Genomic DNA, 19,025 nt, shown 5'->3' with positions numbered 1-19,025 from the left:
CGTCCTCTCGATAATCGCTCCTCGCGCGCCGGACCGAACGACGACGAAGGCACGGAGCTTCATTGTTTCGGGACGACGTTCTCGCGACGAGGATGTCGAAGCGGGCCGCCGCGGTCACGGGCTCCCGAAACCGGCTTTTCCCACCGCGGAAACGGCTTTCACCGGGATGACGACGGTTTCCGGCTCGCAGTCGTCGGCCGTCACGGTGACCGTGACGTCGCCGGCTTCGTGTCCGGCCCGGACGACAGCGAGCGCTCGCCCCCAGTAGGTCGAGTGCCGACGGTCCGAGAAACCCTCCTCGGTCACGGGCTGAGCGCTGCCGAATCCGAGCAGCGTGCCGGCGCCGGTCACCTCGACCGTGACCACGCGGTCAGCGAGGGGTCGCACCGTTCCCGCGGCGTCCGTGAGCGCGATGGGGAGATAGGCGAGGTCGGCCCCGTCGGCCCGCAGTTCGTCGCGTTCGGGCCGCACCTGTAGCCGGAGCTCGGCGCCGGCGCTGGTGAGGGTGTCGCGCCCGAGTTCCTTCCCGTCCGCGTCATAGGCGACGGCAGTCAGGTCTCCTGGCCGGTAGGGCACGGAGAACGTGGCCAGGTAGCCCTTGTCCGGCCCCGCCGGCCCAGCTCCGACCTGGTCCCCGTTGAGCAGGAGCTCGACGCGGTGGGCGTCGGCGTACACCTCGACGACCGCGGTCCGGCCCTCGTGGCCCTCCCAGCTCCAGCTGTGGATGGAGTTGGTGCTGCGCCAGGCGTTGGAGTACTGCTTCTCGCCGGAATGGTTCACCGGCTGCACGGCGAGATACGGAGCCGTACGCAGGTGCCAGAGGATCTCGTTGAGATACGACTGGGTCTGACGATGCCCGGTGATGTCGATCACCGGTTCGCCCGCAAGCAGACTCGGCCAGGGGCCGAAGAGGGTCGGTCGCCGGCCGTACGGGAGGACGGCGATCGCGGCCTCTCCGATGTAGTCCCAGCCGGTCCAGGTGAAGTCGCCGATGACGTGCGGCATGGTCTCGATCTCTCGCCAGACCGCGACCGTGTCCGTCGGCCCGGTCTCGCTGCCGACGATCACCCGGTCGGGATGGATCGTCGCGTCCTTCCGGTAACGGCCGATCATGTAGTTGTACCCGGCGACGTCCAGGGCGGCGAAGGCGTCGCGGGTCCGCCTGTCGACCGCCGGCAGGCGGACGATGTGGCGAAGCGCCGGATGGAGCACCCCCATGAGCAGGTTGAGAACGGCGATGAGGTTCTTGTTCGGAGTCCCGTCCCCCGTCCGCTCGACGGAATCCTTCGCGGGCCTCTCCTGGCCCTTCTTCCGGAAGATGAGGTTGAGGAAGCCGTTGATGCAGTTGGTGACGAGGCGCGTCGGGTCGAGCTCACGGGTGCGTTCGGCCATCACGCGGTTCTGCTGGATGCCTCGCGCTGTCGCGGTCTCAGGGATCTCGTTGCCGATCGAGTAGAGCACCACCGACGGATGGTTGAAATCCTTCGCGATCATCGACTCGAGGTCGCGCTCCCACCACTGCTCGAACTCCGCCGAGTAGTCGGCGCCGCTCTTCGGCTGCCACCACACGTCGGTGAGCTCGTCCATGACGAGCACGCCATGCCGGTCGCAGGCGCGCAAGGTCGCCCGCGAGACCGGGTTGTGCGCGCTACGGATCGCGTTGAAGCCGCTTTCCTTCAGAATGCGGACCCGACGCTCCTCGGCCGCGTCCAGGGTGTGCGCACCGATGACCCCGTTGTCATGATGGATGGCCGCCCCACGCAGTTTCACGGGCTCGCCGTTGATGCGCAGACCCTGCCGGGCGTCCACCGACAGGGTGCGGATCCCGAATTCGACAACGGCCTCGTCGACGACCTGGTCGCCCGCGGCCAGGACGACGGTCGCGGTGTAGAGCCGCGGGTTGGCAGGCGACCAGAGCTCCGGCGCCAGGACCGCGACGCGCTGGCGTAACGTTTTCGTCTCGCCGGACTCGACGGACAGGTGTTCCTCGATCGGCCCGGTGCTGGCGCTCGGGCCCCGCAGAATGGTGGTCGCCGTCACCGCGCGGTTGTCGGCACCGTCGTTGACGATCTCGACCACGACCTCGACGGTCGCCTCGGCGCTGTCGACCGACTTCGTGCTGACCCGCAGGCCGTCCGGAGTCACCCGGAGGCGATCGCCGACGAGAAGATGCACGGGCCGGTAGATACCGCTACCGGTGTACCAGCGACCGTTCGGTTCGCGGTCGTTGTGCGCGACGACCTCGACGAGGTTGTCAGCGCCGTACTCGAGGAACTCGTCCAGCGAGACCTGGAATATCGCGTAGCCGGACGGGCGGCCGCCGACGTGGCGGCCGTTGAGGAGGACCTCCGAGCGCATGTACACGCCCTCGAACTCCAGGGTGACGCTGCGGTCGTGCCACTCCTCGGCGGCCCGGAACGTCTTCGAGTAGCGGTAGACGCCACCGGGGAAGTACCCGGTGTTGTGCCCGTTGCGGGTCTCCGGATGCCGTGTCTCAAAGAGCATGGCGTCGTACGGGACCGTCACCGGGCCGGCAGAGTCGGCCTCGTGCTCGCCACGGACACGCCAGCCCTGGTTGAACGACTGACGGATCACGGGGACTCCCTACTAGTGTCGGCCCGGCCTGCACCAAAGCCGCCCTGTCGCGGTGATCAGGTGGCGGATCGGACGCCTCCCGGCAGCGGCGCCGAGGCCCACAAGCGCCCGCTTCCGTCAACGGACCGCGATCGATGGGGCGTCATCATGTGGCGCCAAACACCTTTGGCCACCCGCTCGCTGCAGCTATTATCTCCCTGGCGGGAAAAACTACTAGCGGGGGCATCACGGGTCAAGTCGATGCGCCAGGCCGTATGACCCCGTCACTACTGGCAACCGTCCCCGAGCGTGGCAACCGTCCCCGATCGGGTGATTCGGCGTCATCATTGCCGGCGGACTCCCGATGCGGGCGACTGGGACCGGTCTCCCATCCGCACCCGCGGCTTCCTCGCGCCGCGGGTCTTCGAGATATGCCCGTCCGACGGCGCGGCCCGCGTCTGTCAGCCGCGCCGTCGCGCCTCACGCCAGGTGCGCGCCCAGCCAGGTGGTGAAGGTCGACATGGTGTGCCTGAAAGGCGCCGAGTCGGGAGCGTTGAGGTGGCCGTGGCGAACTCCCAGCTCCATCTCGAGGTCCACCTCGGCACCCCGCAGGCGCAGGTCGTCCGCGAAGGCCTCACCCGACACGCGGAGCGTGTCGTGCTCACCGGTGACGATCAGCGTGGGCGGGAAGCCATCAAGATCCTCCAGGCGCGGAAACGCCTCGGTGCGGCGGTCCGCGTTCGCCGCTCCCACGAAGTTCGCGGACATCATCCGGACCGAGCGCCGCGCTACGCGGTCCAGGAGCCGTCCGCGCAGCCCCCGGCCGGCGCCGGGCGGCCTGGCGGGCAGAACGGGATGCAGGAGCGGGTAGGCCAACAGCAGCCCGGCCGGCGCCGCGAGCCCCGCCGCCGCGGCACGCAGCGTGCTCATGGCGGCGAGGTTGGCGCCGGCGCTCGCCCCACCCACGAAGATCTGGCCGGCCGCCAGACCGAGTGGCTCCACCTCGTCGACGAGCCGGTGCCAGGCGGCGAGACAGTCGAGGACGGGAAGCGGGAAGCGCACGGCCGCCCCGCCGCGCCACCGCCGCACGCGGCTCAGTGGTGGCACCCGCCGATAGTCGACGTTGAGCACAACCACGCCCTCGCGCGCGAACGCCCGCGACACGGCGTCGCCCTCCGGCATGTTCATGGATCCGCCGGAGAAACCGCCGCCGTGCATCCACAGCAGTGCCGCGACGGCCGGCGTTCCAGCATTCCGGTAGAGCTTCGCGTCGATAAGCGCCCCCTCGACGGGTACCGCGATCTCGCGGATCTCCCCTGCGTCACCGCCGTCCGCGACGTGCCCGCGGTGGAGCTTCTCTGCCATGTGCGGATCCAGTCTCCGTGGATGGCCGTTTCGCCCGGTCCCGAAGGCCCGCGCGAAACGGCCGGGAAAGGGCTCGGTGGATGCTACGACGGCTGGCTCGCACCGAGCGGCGCGAATTCGACGGTGGGCAGGAAGGTGCGCTTCGCCGGCTGAAGTACGCGCCGGTCCCCGACGACGCGCAGCGAGCCCTCCAGTCGCCGGTCGTCGGAGGACGTGCCGGCGAACAGGTCGACCGTGGCGGGCTCGACCGCGACCCGGTGATCGACGCCGCTGAACGCGAACTGGTCAGCCGAGACCTGGAAGGTGACCCGGGTGGCCTGGCCCGGGTCGAGCGGCACCCGGGCGAACCCGGCGAGCTGCTGCGCGGGCCGGGTGACCACCGCGGCGTTGACGCGGGCGTAGAGCTGGACGACCTCGGCACCGGACCGGTCACCGACGTTGCGCACGGTCAGCGCGACGGTGACCGTGCCATCGGTGTTGACCACCGGTGTGGCCTCGAAATCGGACAGCTCGAAGCTGGTGTAGCTACGGCCGAAACCGAAGGGGTACTGCGGCGTGGCAGACAGGTCGCGGTAGTGCATGCCATTGATGACGGCCGCCCGGCGGTATCCACTGTCCGCGCGCTGGTAGTGGTAGATAGGGAACTGACCGCCGTGCCGGGGAATGGTGTACGGCAGCTTGCCACCGGGATTGACCTCGCCGAACAGCGCCCGCGCCAGTCCGCGCGTCCCCGCCTGGCCGGCGAAGGACGCCACGACCAGGGCGGATGATTCCAGCACGGACGGGGGCAGCGGGTAGGGGCGGCCCTGGATCAGGACGGCCACGACGGGCGTGCCGGCCGCGGCGACGGCGTCGGCCAGCTCGCGCTGCACGGCGGGCAGGGCGACGTCGGCGGTGTCGGTGCCCTCGCCCTCGGTGCCGCCGCCGATCGCGGCGCTGTGGCCGCCCAGCGCCACGACGACGACGTCGGCGGCCCGGGCCGCGGCGACCGCCCGCCCGATCGCCTCCGGGTCGAGGTGTTCCGTCAGCCCGCAGCCCGGTTCGACGACGACCTCCGCGCCGTGGTCGGCGATCTCCTCCGCGAGCGAACGAGTCCCGTACCGGTACCGGATGTAGCCCTCGGAGTCCAGGTCGCGGGTGTCCGCTCCCTCCGGGTCGGCGCGGAAGAAGTCCATGCCCGCCAGGTTCCCGAGGCCACCTGACTCCATGAACCGGTACATGTCCCGGCCGACCGGGTAGGTGTAGGTCGCGAACTGCTGGTGGGCCTCGTGCCCGAGCGGCCCGACGACAGCGATCCTCAGTTCCGGCCGCAGCGGCAGGACACCGTCGTTCTCCAGCAGCACCACGCTGCGCTCGGCCAGCTCCCCGGCGAGCTCGGCGCCTTCGGCCGTGGTCGGGGTGATCTCGACCGGGCCCTCGGGCGCGTAGGGCTGCTCGAACAGGCCCAGCTCGAACTTGACCGTCAGCAGACGCAGCACGGCGGTGTCCAGCTCCGCGACCGGAACCCGGCCGGCCTCGACCTCCGCCGCGAGCGTCTCGCCGTAGGCGAAGATGAACGGTGCCTCCAGGTCCAGGCCGGCGTGCAGCGCCTGGCGCGCGACCTCGCCCTTGTCCGTCGCGACGAGCTGGCGATCCAGCGCGTGCTGCATCGCCATGTAGTCGGCGATGACGAAGCCGTCGAAGCCCATCTGCTCACGTAGCAGGTCGTGCAGCAGCTCACGGGACACCCCGGCGGGAATGCCGTCCACGTCGCCGTACGAGGTCATCACCGACCGCAGCCCGGCGGCGTTGATCGCGGCCTCGATCGGGAAAGCGACCACGTCACGGGTGAACCGGCTACCCGCCTCGAAGGAGGAGGCGTTGAGGCCGCCCTGCCCCAGCCCGAAGCCGAGGAAGTGCTTTGCGGTGGCCACGACACCGGTCGACAGGTCGTCGCCCTGGATTCCCTTGACGAACGCGACTCCGAACGCCGCGGTCAGCAGCGGATCCTCGCCGTAGGTCTCGTGGACCCGCCCCCACCGCGAGTCGAACGCGATGTCGAGCACCGGCGACAGCGCGTGCCGCAGGCCCAGCCTGATCATCTGCCTGCGAATGATGTCGGTCATCTCGCGGACGAGGTCGGGGCTCCAGGTCGCCGCGAGCGCGATCGCCGTCGGGAAGATCGGGTGCCGCGGCGCCACGACGCCGTTGAGGGCCTCGACCTGGAACAGCGTCGGGATACCGAGTCGGGTGCGCTCGACCAGGAACCGCTGGACCTCGTTGACCCCCGTCGCGACCCGCGTGGGGTCCTCCGTCTGCAGGGACACCACGGCTCCGATGCCAGTGGCCAGCAGCTTCGTCGCCGCGTCCTCAAGCAGACGCCCGTCGCGCAACAGCAGCATCGGCATCAGGCACGTCAACTGCCGCGACTTCTCCGCGACCGTCATCCGGTCCAGGAGTAAGCCGGCCCGCTCCGCGGGGGTCTTGCTGGCATTCAGGTGGTCGGCGGCGCCGGTCACGGTGTCCTCCCTGGGACGTCACGGCAGGCTTCGGCGGTTCCGCCGGCCGAGAGGATCGGCCGTTGGCGCGCAGCCTGCGGAGGAAGTGTGTGGGCGGACGGTCCGAGCGGCACACCGGAGTCCGGGCACCGCTTGGACCACCGCGGCGATGGTGGCGCCGTGACCGCCTTCGATGCACGGCCGTGCCACCAGGGACCTGATTTTTCCCTCGCGGGAGAAACTAGTGTCGAGCATCCCCACCGGTCAAGTAACGGTCGCGTCCAGCGGAACCTGCGCGCCCGTCGGGCTCGCGGCCCAACTCGCGAACCATCGGTTCCCCTTACGGCGCCCTGCCACGGTCACCAGCGCGTCCACCGCACCTCGCGGACGGACCGAGCCGATCGGTGGCCTTCGCGCATCGGAGCGGCCAGTCTGCAGGGAGCGGCGACGGAGGGTGGTGACGATGAAGGGCCTGCTGCTGAAGCTGTCGGCGCTCGACTCGGATGCGGAGAGCGCGGTGCGGGTGATCGCCTACTTCGACGCGTTGGTCGCGACCCAGGCCGACGTCCGCGGTCTGGTCCGCGCTGCGGCGATGCTGGCCGAGTGCGACGCCGGGTTGGAAACACCGGAGGCGGGCCGGATCCGTTATGGGTCCGACGGCCGGCCGGCACCGTCAGAGGGGGCGATGACCGCGCGGGTCTCGGGCTGGGTGCGGTTGGTCGGCGCCGGGCGGGTCTGGTTGGAACGGCCAGGGCCCGCGCGCGCCTTGGACGAGATCGTTCTGGAACGGATGGCGATCACCGCCCGGATCGTGAGCAGCCGGGCCCGTCCGTCCCTGCATACCGCTGACCCGTCGTTGGCCGAGGTCGCCCTGTCGGACCGGGAGTCCGCCGAGGACCGCGCGCGAGCGCTGCGGTTGATGGGCCTGCTACCGGAGGCGGCTTTGCGCATGCTGGCGGTCACGGTCCCGGCCGGGATGGACCCGGGTGTGGGGGCGGTGGCGCTCGTCGCACGGGGTCACGGGGGGCCGAGCGCCGTGCGGGTGGCGGTGCTCGGCCATACAGCGGCCGTCTTTGTCCAGGACCGGTCGGCGGAGATCAGCCCGCTGCATGACCTGCGTGCCTCGTTGCAGGCACCGGGGGCGCCGTCCCGGCTGGGCCCAGACCCAACTGGGATGGGCGGAACCGGAACATCGGGATCCGACGACGACGGCGAAGAGCACGGAGCCGGGCTCTGGCGGAGTGGCCTGCCGCAGGTCGGTATCGGCGGACCGGTCGACGCGTCGCAGGCGCGGATCTCCTGGCGTCAGGCACTGCTCGCGCTGCGGTTCACGTCGCCTGGCTCGGCTGACACCGCTGTCGTCGACTATCCGACCCTCGGCTCGACGGCGCTGCTGGCCGACGTTCCCGTCGACCGGCTGCGTGCCGACATGGACGTGCGCGCCCTGGACGATCTCGCCCGCACGACGACCGGTGCCACCGATCTCACCGTCCTGGATGTCTACTGCAGGGCCGGCTCGCTGCGGCTGGCGGCGACGAGCCTGCACCTGCATCACAGCTCCGTGGCGGCCCGCATCGCGCACCTCGAGGACCTCCTGGGGTGGCGGTTGGATGAGCCCGAGGGCCGGTTCCGCGCTCGGCTGGCTCTGCTGGCCCGACGGCTCGCAGTCGGCTGATCAGCTATGCGACCGTCGCCAAGTGGCGGTGCCCGCGCGCTGAAAATCCGACGCCTGGCGGATGACCGATGGCCACCTCGTGGGCCAGACTGGTGGAAACCTCCCGTTGATCGGAGTCTCCCGAACCACCTGGGGCTGTCGTCCTCGTTCTGGGCGAAGTCATCTCCAACGACAGTTCCCACGCTCCTCCGCTGTTCAGCTGTTAGATCCACGGAAGCCGCTGAGGCAGGACCCTGGCGGGTGTCCGTTGGCCGAAAAACACCGCGGCACAGCCCGCGAGACAGGAGTACAGGGTGAGCGAGCCTACGCCGTCGATGCAGGTGCCGAACCGGGTGATCCCGGTACCGACGTCCGTGAGCCCCGCGGCGCAGTCGATCCTGGCACTCGGGCCGATAGATCAGGGGGAATGGCCAGCCCTGGATGACACGGAGGGTTGGCTGGCCTTCAGAGCCAGCTCCGAGCAGCTCATCGCCGCGGCGCTGGCCGGTCAGCTCATGGGCAATGACCAGGTCGAGGACCTGGACATCGACGGTGTACGCATATACGCGATCACCCCCGAGAGCCCGGTCGCCGACGACAACCGGGTATATCTCTACTTCCACGGCGGCGGCCTGGTCACCGGCGGCGGCGACTGTTGTCGGGACTTCGGCCGCATGACGGCCGCCCATACAGGTCTCAAGGTCTGGGCCGTCGACTACCGCATGCCGCCGGAATCCCCCTACCCGGCGGCCCTCGACGACTGCATGGTGGCATATCGGGCTCTGCTGGACAGCTACCCGGCGGACCGCATTCTCGTGGGCGGCGCCTCAGCGGGAGGGAACCTGGCCGCGGCGTTGAGTCTGCGGGCCCGCGACGAGGGCCTGCCACTTCCCGCGGCCACAGTTCTCCTGACGCCCGAACTCGACCTCACCGAGTCGGGCGACTCGTTCCAGACCAACCTCGGTATCGACATGGTTCTGACAAGGAGCCTGATGCCGGCGAACCAGCTCTACGCGGCAGGTCACGACCTGAGCGATCCCTACCTGTCGCCGCTGTTCGGTGACTTCGACAAGGGCTTCCCGCCCACCTTCCTGTGCACCGGGACCCGCGACCTGTTCCTGTCCAACACCGTGCGGATGCACCGAATCCTGCGCGCGGCCGGGATCGAAGCGGACCTGAATGTGTTCGAGGCGATGCCCCACGGCGGCTTCATGATTCCCACCCCCGAGGACGAGGACATGAAGGCAGAGGTGAACCGGTTCATCCAGGTTCACTGCCCACAGCCGTGACGGACGTTCAGGCCGGCTCGTCCTCTGGCTGCCTGGACATCCCTCGCCATGTCAGCGAGGAATCGATCCGCTCGGCCGTGGCCCTCGACCACGACGACTGATCCGCCTGGTGGAGTAACCCGGGACTGCTACATGAACGGGTTCGGCGTTTTGGTCAGAGCTGGTAGCGGACGACCAGCAGTCACCGAAAGCGATCGAGAAGGCGTCGATCACGGGCTTCCAGCGAATCATCCCCGAGCCCGGTGGGGTCCAGGCTGCGAGCCGCCTGGTCGCTGGGGGAATGCCCGCGTGCGCGACCGCCAGCCGGTGCGCGACTTCGGCCCGATGTCAGGTAATCTGCATCGCAGCGCCGGTGGGTTCACCTCCTCGGTCGTGGCCGGGGTCGTTCAGGAGTTCGACTCTCCCGCGGTGCGCGCCGGTTGAGGCAGGTCGGGGCCCACATCGTCCACACGATGCGGGGCCCCGATGTTTCCAGCGCCCACCTCTGCGGCGTGGCCTGGTCGGCGACGCGGGCCGTCCGACAAGCCGCGCAACGCCCGAACCGGCCGATATGCAGTCCGCGACACCGTCGGCTGGGACAGCCCGGACGCCTTCGCCATCGACCGGGTCGACCAGTGGGTGTCGCCGTTCGGCGGCCTGGTCTCCAGCCTCTTCGCGATCACAGCCCCAGGGAACTCACAGCCCGTAACGATCACCAGACGTCACGGGCCGTTGCTGGGAATGGAATACCGAGGTCATTCAACTCTACGTACACCCGCAAGCGAGTACGGTCATCCAGCCGATCCTACGACTCGCCGGATTCGAACGCATCGAACTCGAAGTGGGCGAGTCCCGCGAGATCACGTTTCCGGTCGGACGAGAACAACTCGCGATCCCTGGACAACCGCATGCAGCGTACCATTGAGACCGACCTCGTCGACATCATGGTCAGCCCCAACGCAGCGGACACCAGGAGCGTCCAGCTCGAGGTGCGTACCTGACGTCGTACGCGACTCGACCGTTCACGATCCATCTGGAAGGGAACAATCGAATGTCTCAGCGGTTGAAAGGCAAAGCAGCCCTTGTCACGGGAAGCGGCAACGGCATTGGCAAGGAGGTCGCGCTTCTGCTGGCGGCCGAGGGGGCGTCGGTCGTCGTGAACGACCTCGGTACCGATATCGGAGGCGAGGGCAGCAGCTCCGCTGCCGCGGATGGGACCGTTGCCCAGATCACCGAGTCCGGTGGCACGGCCGTCGCCAACTATGACTCGATCGCCACGCCCGATGGCTGCGTGAACGCGGTCCAGACCGCCGTGGAAAACTTCGGCGCATGCGACATCGTCATCGCCAACGCCGGCGCACTTGTCGCTGGCAGCCTGGCGGGCATCGAAGCAGACGACGACGCGTGGCAGAAACTCCTGAACCTCTATCTCGGCCAGAAGTTCTGGCTGTCCCGGGCCGCAGTGCCCTCGATGCTCAAGCGCGGCTGGGGCCGGGTGCTGTTCGCCACTTCCGAGATCGCTCGCGGCACGCAGGCCAATCCTATCGGTGCTGCGGTGCTCGGTGGTGGAATCGCCATGTCTCACGACCTGGCAACCCAGCACCGTGACAGCGGTGTCACGTTCAACTGTTACGCACCCGGCGCCGGCACCCGCACATTCGATCTTTACAAAGATCAAATGGACGATGCCCTCCGCGCCCAGGGAGTCCCCGAGGACGAGTTCGGAAAGTTCTACCTGCCGCCGGCGAACCTCATCGCGCCGATGATCACCTGGCTGTGCACCGACGCCGCCGCGAGCGTCAGCGGGCAGGTATTTGCGGTGAAGGGATCCGAAGTCACGCGCTGGACCGACGTGGCCGACGGACCAAGCATCGTCAAGGACGGCGACCCGCGCGCCCTCTGGACCTTGGATGAACTCGATACCCAGGTCCCGGCGCATCTCATCTCCAACGACGCCTGATCGTTCAACACGGTCCGCTCAGCTCGGCGATTTCGAAGGCTCATCAACCGGTCCCGACGTCGGGGTTTGCCGGGTTCCGGTTTCCGCCGGAGGTGATCGTTCTGGCGGCGCGGTGGGCGTCGGTGATGAGTTCGGCCAGGCGGTCAGGGGTTACCTCGGCGAGGCGGACCATCGCGAGGGGGAAGCCGGCGTACCCGGGTTCGGTGAAGAAGATGTGGGGTTCGCCGAGGACGAGGGCCTGCTTCTCGGCCTCGTCGCCGACGTAGAGCACGGCCACGTCGGTGCGGATGCGGCGCGGCTTTCCCGGCGGCCTTTCCGGATATGACCAGACGAAGCCCTTGCCGGCAACGCGGAAGTCGAAGCCGTCGCTGTCGATCTCCTCGACGTGCGGCAGGGCCATCGCCAGCCGGCGCACGTCGTCGGCGTCCGCCATCGCCGCTCCCTTCAGATGCTCCGCGTCCGCGAGGTTCCGCGGTGATCCCGAGGCTACGCGGTGCCGCCACCCGGCCGGTGCGAGTGATCTCCCGGCGGCGCCGTTCTTCGTGCGGGTGACCGTGCATTGGCCCGGACGCCGACAGGGATGAGCACAGCCGTCTTCAAAGTGCGCGATCTGCCAGAATAGCAATGGGCTGAAGATCATAGGTGACCTAGCGGCCGGTGCGGCGCCGCCCGGCCGCGCTGGGAACGGAGAGTCCCATTCTCAGCGTTGCCAGGCACGTCAATCTCGGGTTGGCGTTCGTCCTCGAACTCGCCGTCTACGTGGCGGTCGCCCTTTGGGCCTATCTGACCGTGAACGCCGGTCGATGGCTGAAGGTGGGCTCGGCACTCGGCGCCGTCGTCGTCATGGCCGTGCTCTGGTCGCTGTTCGGCGCCCCCTCGGCGACCGTGAGCCTGGCGGATCCCGCGCTCGTGGCGTTCCAGTCCGTCTGGTTCGCCCTTGGTGTCCTCGCCCTGGTGGTGACAGGTCGCAGGAAGCTCGGCATCGCCCTCGCGGTACTGACAGTCGCCAACCTGATCCTCATCTACCACTGGCATCAGCAGCAGGGCTGACCGGCCCCGGCTCGGCGGACGACGGCGAACCCGACCTCGTCGCGGCGCCCGGCCGACCACCACGCACCCGCGACCTGGGTGACCTGCCGCCCACACCAGCCAGCCAGCCAGCCGAGTCGCGGTCCCGTGGCCGTTGCCGCCCTCGGCGCGCGGGGCGCCGGGCGGGACAGTCGGCCCGGCGACGGTCGATGACCACCCCCGCCACCACCTTGACCAAGAACTCATCGTCTGTAGACTTCATCGAGTGATGACATCTGGGGTGAGGCCCGCGTGGTCGAGGAGCACGACGCGTCCGCGCCGCCCAGCCCGAACCGCGACGTTCTGAGGCGCGTCCCAACCGCCCCGCCACCAGGTGTCCCGGGCCAGCCCGCCTCCGCCGGGGCCGGCCAGTCACGAGAACCGCCGCCCGGCACCCCGCCGGCGCGCGTCCGAGGGGAGAGGTCCATGGAAGACGACGGGCGGCGCCTCGCTGATCCCGACGAGATCCACGACGTCGCGATCGTCGGCGTCCACCTCGCGTCCGCCCTGCTCGGCGCGGTCCTCGCCCGCCATGGGTTGCGGGTGCTGCTGGTGGACGCCGACGCCGATCCGCTGGCCGCCGCCGGGGAGACGACCGTCCCCTACACCGCGGAGGTCTTCTTCACCCTGGCGCGGCGGTTCGACGTCCCCGAGATCGCGGCCTTCGGGCTCACGCGCGACCTGCCCGAGGAGATCCGCCGCGGCGGCGGGGTGAAGCGCAGCCTGGGCTTCCTCTACCACGTGCCCGGACGGGAGCAGGACCCGAACCAGGCCGTCCAGTTCAACGTGCCGGGCGAGCACTCCGAATGGCATCCGTACCGACTGACCGCCGACCGGCACGCGGCGGCGATCGCCCGCTCCTACGGAGCACGGACTATCCGCCTGCGGCCGAAGGCGACCGACATCGCGCCGCGCGCCGACGGGGTCTCGATCGTCACCGCCCACGGCGAGACCTACCGCGCCCGCTATGTGGTCGACGCCGCCGGCCCCGACTCGCCGCTGGTCCGCCACCTCGGCGGCCCCGACCCGGTGGCGCGCCTGCGCACCCGGTCCCGCGTCCTGTCGACCCACATGAGCGGCGTGCGGCCGTTCGAGGACTGCGTCCCGATGGCGGCGTACGAGCGGGCCACCGCCTGGTCGACCGGGACGATCAGCCACCTGTTCCCCGGCGGGTGGCTCCAGGTCGTCCACTTCGACAACCACGCCGAGGCGGCGACACCGCTGTGCGGGGTGACGGCGGGCGTCGACCCCGAACTGTTCGCCGATCTGCCGAAGGACCCCGACGTGGCCTTCGCCCGCCTCGTCGATCGTTTCCCCGCGCTGCGCCGATGCTTCGCCGAGGCGGTCAGGGTCCAGCCCTGGGCCGCGGACGAGCGGTGGCAACGTACCGTCCCCGTGCCGGCGGGCCCGCGGTACTTCCTGTTCGAACGGTCGGCGAGCCGCAACGACCTGTTCCTGTCGCGGGACGTGACGATGGGGGCCGAGATGGTGCACGCGCTCGCCCCGGCCCTGCTGGACGCGGCCCGCCGCGACGACTGGTCACCCGAACGGTTCGCCCCCGTCGCCGGCTTCCAGACCGAACTGATCGCGTTCAACGACCGGATCCTCGCCGCCGCCCGGACGGCCACCCACGACTTCGCCCTGTGGAACGCCTTCTCGCGGGTCTGGCTGCTGTGGTCGATCCTGGCCGCGCTGTCCCTGAAGACGACCCGCAACCGCTGCCTGCACGGCGGCGACTGGTCCGACGTCGAACGCTTCTACGACGGCCCCTACTGGTTCGCGCTCCCGAACGGGCTGCCGGACCTCCTCGACGACGTCTTCGCGCTGTTCGAGGAGGTCGAGGCTCGCCGGCTGACCCCCGCGACCGCCGCGGGGCGCGTCTTCGCCGCGCTGGACGCCGCCCCGTTCGTGCCACCGCTGTACCGGTTCGCCGACCCGGACGACCGCTACTACCACTTCACCCGGTCCAAGCGGCTGCGCATGCTGGCCTGGTCGAAGACGGTCGCCCCGCCCGAGTTCCGGGCGATGCTGACCAGGGAAAACCTCACGAACGTCCCGCCGTCGGTGGTCCACTGAGCCGCGCGCCGCGCCGGACATCCCACGGCCGGGCGGGAAGGGCGACGAGCCCGTCCCGCCCGGTCTGGTCGTCCGGGAACGGGCCCTTACAACGGCACGTTGCGCTCGCTGCCGCGGGCCGAGCCGGCGCCGGCGAATCCGGCTATCAGCACAGCCCGGGTCTCGGCCGGCGCGATCTCGGCGTCGACGATGCCCACGTCCACGGCGCGGGCGACGCCGGTGGCCTCGCGGGCATAGCCCTCGGCGAGCTGGCCGCGCAGGGCCGGCCGGTCCGCCTCGGCCGCCGCCGCCAGGTCACGCCGGTGCAGGATGTCGACCGCCGACTCGGGGTTCATGATGCCGACCTCGGCCGTCGGCCACGCGTACACTGCAGTGGCCCCGAGCCCCTTGCTGTTCATCGCCACGTAGGCACCGCCGAACGCCTTGCGCGTGATGATGGTGATGCGGGGGACGGTCGCGCCGGCGAAGGCGTGCAGCAGCTTCGCGCCGCGGCGGACGACCCCGTCGCGTTCCTGCGCCACCCCGGGCAGGTAGCCGGGCACGTCGACGAGGACCAGCAGCGGGATGCCGAACGCGTCGCACATCCGCACGAAACGGGCCGCCTTGTCGCCGGCGGCGGCGTCGAGACAGCCGCCGCGGCGCAGCGGGTTGTTGGCCACCACCCCGATCGTGCGGCCGGCCAGGCGGCCCAGCGCGGTATGGACGTTGGCGGCCCAGCCGCCCTGCAGCGCGGTGGCCGGACCGTCGAGGATCGCGTCGACCAACGGCCGCACGTCGTAGGCGCGGCGGGGGGACGCCGGCAGGAGCCGGCCGGGATCGGCGGTGGCGGCGTCGGCGGTCGGGCGCGCCCCGGCCGGGTGGAAGCGGCCCGGGTCACCGAGCAGGCCGACCAGCCGCCGGGTGGCCTCGACACCGGCCGCCCGTCCCTCGGCGATCACGTGGGCGACCCCGCTGGAACGCCCGTGGACGCGGGGGCCGCCCAGGTCCTCCGCCGTCGTGGCCTCCCCGGTGACCCGGCGGACCACCTCCGGACCGGTGACGAACACGCGGGCCTCGCCGGTCATGACGACGAGGTCGGTCAGCGCCGGCCCGTACGCGGCGCCGCCGGCGGCCGGCCCGACGACCAGGGACAGCTGGGGAACCCGGCCGGAGGCCGCGACGCTGGCACGGAAGATCCTGCTGACGCCGTCGAGGGCGGCCATCCCCTCCCGCAGGTCGGCCCCGCCCGAGTGCCAGATCCCGACGACGGGCACGTCGGCCAGGCGGGCACGGTCGATGGTGGCGCCGATGCGCGCGCAGTCGTCGAAGCTCAGGGCTCCCCCGCGCCGGCCCGGCTCGGTCGCGAACACCTCGACCGGCAGTCCCCCCACCCGGCCCCGCCCGGACGCCACACCCCCGCCGCCACCTGCCCCGATCAGGCTCAGCGAGCCGGGGTCGACCAGGGCCGCGACCCGCTCGGCGGCGCCGTCCCTGCCCTCGGCCACGGCCGGCCGCGGCCGGGTGCTGCCCGGCGGCGCGAGCCGGGGCGGGACCTCGACCCGGTCCGGTGTGACCAGCTCCGAAGCGGCCTGGGTCATCGCACACCCCTCTTAATTCAACGATTGATGACTTCTTTGACCAGGGTACGACGCGGACAGGTGGCGTCAAGGAGACGCTCCCTAAGCGAAGACCCCGCGAAGCGCGATCCGGCCGGCGGGTCCGGGCCGGACGGTTGGCTTCGCGGGGTCGCTGATGACCACGCGGGGCGGGTCGACCGCTACCGCGACCGCACGCCGATCGTCAGAAGGTCAGAAGGTCAGACGTCGCCGCCCTCGCCCGGACAGCCCACGACCAGCGTCACCCGCCACAGGGGATCGACATCGTCGCCGAACGCGAGCGCGTCGTTGACGCACAACACGTGCGGAGCGCAGTCCGACGCCTCCTCGACGGCCCGCAGGTACCTGGCCGCGTTCGCGAGCGCGTCGCTGAGCCGCGGACTCTCGAAATGCACTGTCTCGAATCTGACACGATTGACATACCCCGAGCCCGCCGGCTGGGGCAGCAGGGCCGGCCCAGCCGAAATCCCGCCCGTCTCCTCGCAGTCCCTCGCCACATCCACTCCCGACCGCGCTATCGATTTCGGGTCGCTCGTTCACCACCTCCCATATTAGCCAACGCCCGGTGCACTTCGGCACGGCGATGTCCGGTATGCGACGTGAACGGCCGGGGGCAGGAAATAGGGGCACCGCCGCGGCCGGCGCGCCGCTGCCCTTTTCGGTTTACTCCGCGCGAATATCTCCGGCCAGGCCCGGTGGTGCTCGACCGGTCTGGCCGGAGAGGGCCGCAACCTACCTCGCCACGCGCACCCGTCAACGAGAGCGAAAAACGGCGGAAATCATTATTCCCCGACACCGGCAGCCGCCGCTCCGGCCATGTCGAATTTCTCACCCCGCCCTTCGGCACGGAACAGGGCCACCGCGGCCACCGCACCCGCCGCCATGATGACACTGATGATGACGAAACCGAGCTTGAAACCGTCGCTGAGGGCGGCCGCCTCGGAATGGCCGCTCCCCAGCAGATGCGTGGTTCGGGTGGCGGCCGCGCTCGCGACGATGGCGACACCGATCGCCCCGCCGACGGTCCGGGTGACCGTGGCAAGGCCAGACGCCAGTCCGGCCGCGGACGTGGGCACCCCGGCCACCGCCGCGATCGTCATCGGGATGTACCAGATCGCCATTCCACCGCCGGTGATGATCGAGGGCAGGACGATGGACGTCCACACTCCGCTGGTCGGTGTCGCCCGGGAGAAGAGGAACAGCCCGCCCGCCGCAATCACGGAACCCATCGCCACCGTGTACCGAACTCCGAGCCGGGGCACGAGTAACGGCGCGATTCCCGCGAAGACCATGATGGCGCCGGTCAGCGGCAGGTACATGAGCCCGGTCTTGATCGGCGAGTAATGCAGCACCTGCTGCATGCGCAGCGACACGAGGAAGAAGACGCCGAACAGGCTCGCGCCACCCAGCGTCGAGAACGTGTTGGCCGCCGCGACCGATCTGATCCGAAAGATCGACAGCGAGACAAGCGGCTCGCGGGCTATCCGGAGTTCGTGCACGACGAAATAGGCCAGCAGCACAGCGGCACCGGCGAGCAGACCGATCGAGCGACCCGAGCTCCAGGAGTGCTCGCTGGTCTGCGAGATGGCGTAGGAGAGCAGGCCCACGCCGCCGGTGACGACGACCGAACCCACCACGTCGAAGGAGTGGTGGCGGTGCGCCGGGCGGTCCGCGGGAATGTAGCGCGGCGCGATGGCGAGGATGAACAGGCAGATGGGAATGTTCACGAAGAAGATCCACCGCCAGCCCGGCCCGCTGTCGAGCAGGCCGCCGATCGTCACGCCCAGCGAACCGCTCACCCCACCGATGGCACCCCACATGGAGATCGCCCGGTTGCGGGCCAGCCCCTCCGGGAAGATCGACATGATGATGGCCAGGGTCATCGGGGCGATGAAGGCCGCCGTCACCCCCTGGAACAGCCGAGTGACGATCAGCATCGTCGCGTTGGTGGCCAGCCCCGAGGCCACGGAGGCGACGAGGAAGAGGGCGACGCCCGCGAGGAACACCCGCCGGCGGCCGAACAGGTCGCCGAGCCGGCCGCCGAGCAGCAGGAACCCGGCGAAGGTCACCAGGTAGCCGTTGACCACCCACGGGAGGCTGTCGGCCGTGAAGCCCAGGTCGTCCTGCATCGTGGGCAGGGTGACGTTCACGATCGTGACGTCGATGAGTTCGATCAGGGTCGCGAGACAGAGAACGAGCAGCGCGTAGGTGCGTGCCGCGGACCAGACGAAGCCTTCCTCGCGGGCCGGCGCCGCCGTGCGCTCGGTCGGTACGCGTGAGGTGTCGAGCTGTGCCATCGAGGAGTGTCCAATCGGTGCGTTCGATCGACATACCGAACGTTCAGTATGGAGGCTAGGGCGGCAACATACCGACCGTCAAGTATGGTGGTCGGGTGAAGACCCAGGGGCCGGGCGGCACGCGCACCAAGATCCTCGATGTCGCGCGCGAACTCTTCGCCACCCACGGCTACGCCGGCACGTCTATCTCGGACATCGTGGGTCGTCTTGGCACCACGAAGGGCTCGCTCTATTACCACTTCCCGTCGAAGGACGCGATCCTCGACGCGATCGTGGCAGAGCCCGCCGACGCGCTGACCGCCATCATCGAGGCGGCCGAAGCGACGCCGCCCCCACCGGCCGCGCAGACCCTGGGCGCGCTGATCGACCTGCAGGGCCGCTACCCCGCCGCCTATCTCGCCTTCTACGCCGGGGAGGGGCCGCTGCTGCAGAAGTACTCGAAGCGGCACAACCTGGAGGACCGCACCGAGCGGATCATCGCCGCGCTGGCCAGGCCGGACCCGCCGACCACCGGCCGACTGGTCCGGGCCAGGGCCGCGGTCGGCGCGGTCAAGGACGGCGCCGTCACCGCGCTGCGGCTGCACGGCGGGGTCATCCCACCCGGCATCCGCGACGAGATCCTCTCAGCCGCCCTCGGCGCGCTCGGCGACCCCAAGCCGTTCCCGCTGCCCTGAGGCCGGTGCGGCGCCGG

14 protein-coding genes and 2 pseudogenes are annotated in these 19,025 nt (G+C 70.1%); 9 read left to right on the top strand and 7 right to left on the bottom strand.

Annotated features, from left to right (window positions below; all coding sequences use genetic code 11):
- Positions 1-114 precede the first annotated feature (114 nt).
- From MXD60_RS21290 to MXD60_RS21280, 3 genes are all read right to left on the bottom strand, one after another.
- Positions 115-2,595, bottom strand: coding sequence for a glycoside hydrolase family 2 TIM barrel-domain containing protein (locus MXD60_RS21290; protein ID WP_248821100.1), 2,481 nt, complete (start codon positions 2,593-2,595; stop codon positions 115-117).
- A gap of 459 nt (positions 2,596-3,054) precedes the next feature.
- Positions 3,055-3,939 (bottom strand): alpha/beta hydrolase fold domain-containing protein, encoded by an 885-nt coding sequence (locus tag MXD60_RS21285; RefSeq protein ID WP_248821099.1) that lies wholly within the window; start codon positions 3,937-3,939, stop codon positions 3,055-3,057.
- 83 nt (positions 3,940-4,022) lie between these two features.
- Positions 4,023-6,437, bottom strand: coding sequence for a glycoside hydrolase family 3 N-terminal domain-containing protein (locus tag MXD60_RS21280; RefSeq protein ID WP_248821098.1), 2,415 nt, complete (start codon positions 6,435-6,437; stop codon positions 4,023-4,025).
- Between the two features lie 442 nt (positions 6,438-6,879).
- Between MXD60_RS21280 and MXD60_RS21275 the strand changes: the two genes are divergently transcribed.
- The 6 genes and pseudogenes from MXD60_RS21275 to MXD60_RS30440 all read left to right on the top strand — a co-directional run.
- Positions 6,880-8,091, top strand: coding sequence for a helix-turn-helix domain-containing protein (locus tag MXD60_RS21275; RefSeq protein WP_248821097.1), 1,212 nt, complete (start codon positions 6,880-6,882; stop codon positions 8,089-8,091).
- A 293-nt stretch (positions 8,092-8,384) separates the two neighbouring features.
- Positions 8,385-9,359 carry an alpha/beta hydrolase gene (locus MXD60_RS21270; RefSeq protein ID WP_248821096.1) on the top strand — a complete coding sequence of 325 codons (975 nt, stop codon included), beginning with the start codon at positions 8,385-8,387 and terminating at the stop codon, positions 9,357-9,359.
- Between the two features lie 288 nt (positions 9,360-9,647).
- Positions 9,648-9,782, top strand: a complete 135-nt coding sequence (locus MXD60_RS28975) for a hypothetical protein (protein WP_283098743.1) — start codon at positions 9,648-9,650, stop codon at positions 9,780-9,782.
- Between the two features lie 313 nt (positions 9,783-10,095).
- Entirely contained in the window at positions 10,096-10,263 is a 168-nt protein-coding gene (locus MXD60_RS30020; RefSeq protein WP_368861260.1) for a fibronectin type III-like domain-contianing protein, read from the top strand.
- Between the two features lie 126 nt (positions 10,264-10,389).
- On the top strand, positions 10,390-11,298 hold the full coding sequence (locus tag MXD60_RS21265) for an SDR family NAD(P)-dependent oxidoreductase (protein WP_248821095.1): 909 nt from the start codon (positions 10,390-10,392) through the stop codon (positions 11,296-11,298).
- Positions 11,299-11,327: 29 nt separating this feature from the next.
- A pseudogene (locus MXD60_RS30440) lies at positions 11,328-11,414 on the top strand (IS6 family transposase); the annotation flags it as partial.
- A gap of 53 nt (positions 11,415-11,467) precedes the next feature.
- Here MXD60_RS30440 and MXD60_RS30435 read toward each other — a convergent pair.
- A pseudogene (locus tag MXD60_RS30435) lies at positions 11,468-11,698 on the bottom strand (hypothetical protein); the annotation flags it as partial.
- Positions 11,699-11,955: 257 nt separating this feature from the next.
- On the opposite strand from MXD60_RS30435, the gene MXD60_RS21255 reads away from it, so the two are divergent.
- The gene (locus MXD60_RS21255; RefSeq protein ID WP_248821094.1) at positions 11,956-12,348 is read left to right on the top strand and encodes a YrdB family protein; all 393 of its coding nucleotides are present in this window, start codon (positions 11,956-11,958) and stop codon (positions 12,346-12,348) included.
- 444 nt (positions 12,349-12,792) lie between these two features.
- The gene (locus tag MXD60_RS21250; RefSeq protein ID WP_248821093.1) at positions 12,793-14,442 is read left to right on the top strand and encodes an NAD(P)/FAD-dependent oxidoreductase; all 1,650 of its coding nucleotides are present in this window, start codon (positions 12,793-12,795) and stop codon (positions 14,440-14,442) included.
- Between the two features lie 86 nt (positions 14,443-14,528).
- On the opposite strand, the gene MXD60_RS21245 is transcribed toward MXD60_RS21250, so the two are convergent.
- The 3 genes from MXD60_RS21245 to MXD60_RS21235 all read right to left on the bottom strand — a co-directional run bounded on the left by MXD60_RS21245 (position 14,529) and on the right by MXD60_RS21235 (position 18,334).
- Positions 14,529-16,019: an acyl-CoA carboxylase subunit beta gene (locus MXD60_RS21245; protein WP_248821092.1), complete on the bottom strand. Its 1,491-nt coding sequence runs from the start codon at positions 16,017-16,019 to the stop codon at positions 14,529-14,531.
- A 218-nt stretch (positions 16,020-16,237) separates the two neighbouring features.
- Positions 16,238-16,432: a hypothetical protein gene (locus MXD60_RS21240; protein WP_248821091.1), complete on the bottom strand. Its 195-nt coding sequence runs from the start codon at positions 16,430-16,432 to the stop codon at positions 16,238-16,240.
- 387 nt (positions 16,433-16,819) lie between these two features.
- The gene (locus MXD60_RS21235; RefSeq protein ID WP_248821090.1) at positions 16,820-18,334 is read right to left on the bottom strand and encodes an MFS transporter; all 1,515 of its coding nucleotides are present in this window, start codon (positions 18,332-18,334) and stop codon (positions 16,820-16,822) included.
- A 95-nt stretch (positions 18,335-18,429) separates the two neighbouring features.
- On the opposite strand from MXD60_RS21235, the gene MXD60_RS21230 reads away from it, so the two are divergent.
- Positions 18,430-19,008, top strand: a complete 579-nt coding sequence (locus MXD60_RS21230; RefSeq protein ID WP_248821089.1) for a TetR/AcrR family transcriptional regulator — start codon at positions 18,430-18,432, stop codon at positions 19,006-19,008.
- Positions 19,009-19,025: the final 17 nt, after the last annotated feature.

Origin of the sequence: Frankia sp. AgB32, from assembly GCF_023243045.1 — a bacterium.
GTDB lineage: Bacteria > Actinomycetota > Actinomycetes > Frankiales > Frankiaceae > Frankia.
Note: the sequence above shows the minus strand (reverse complement) of the source record. Positions and strands in the feature narration are given on the sequence as shown.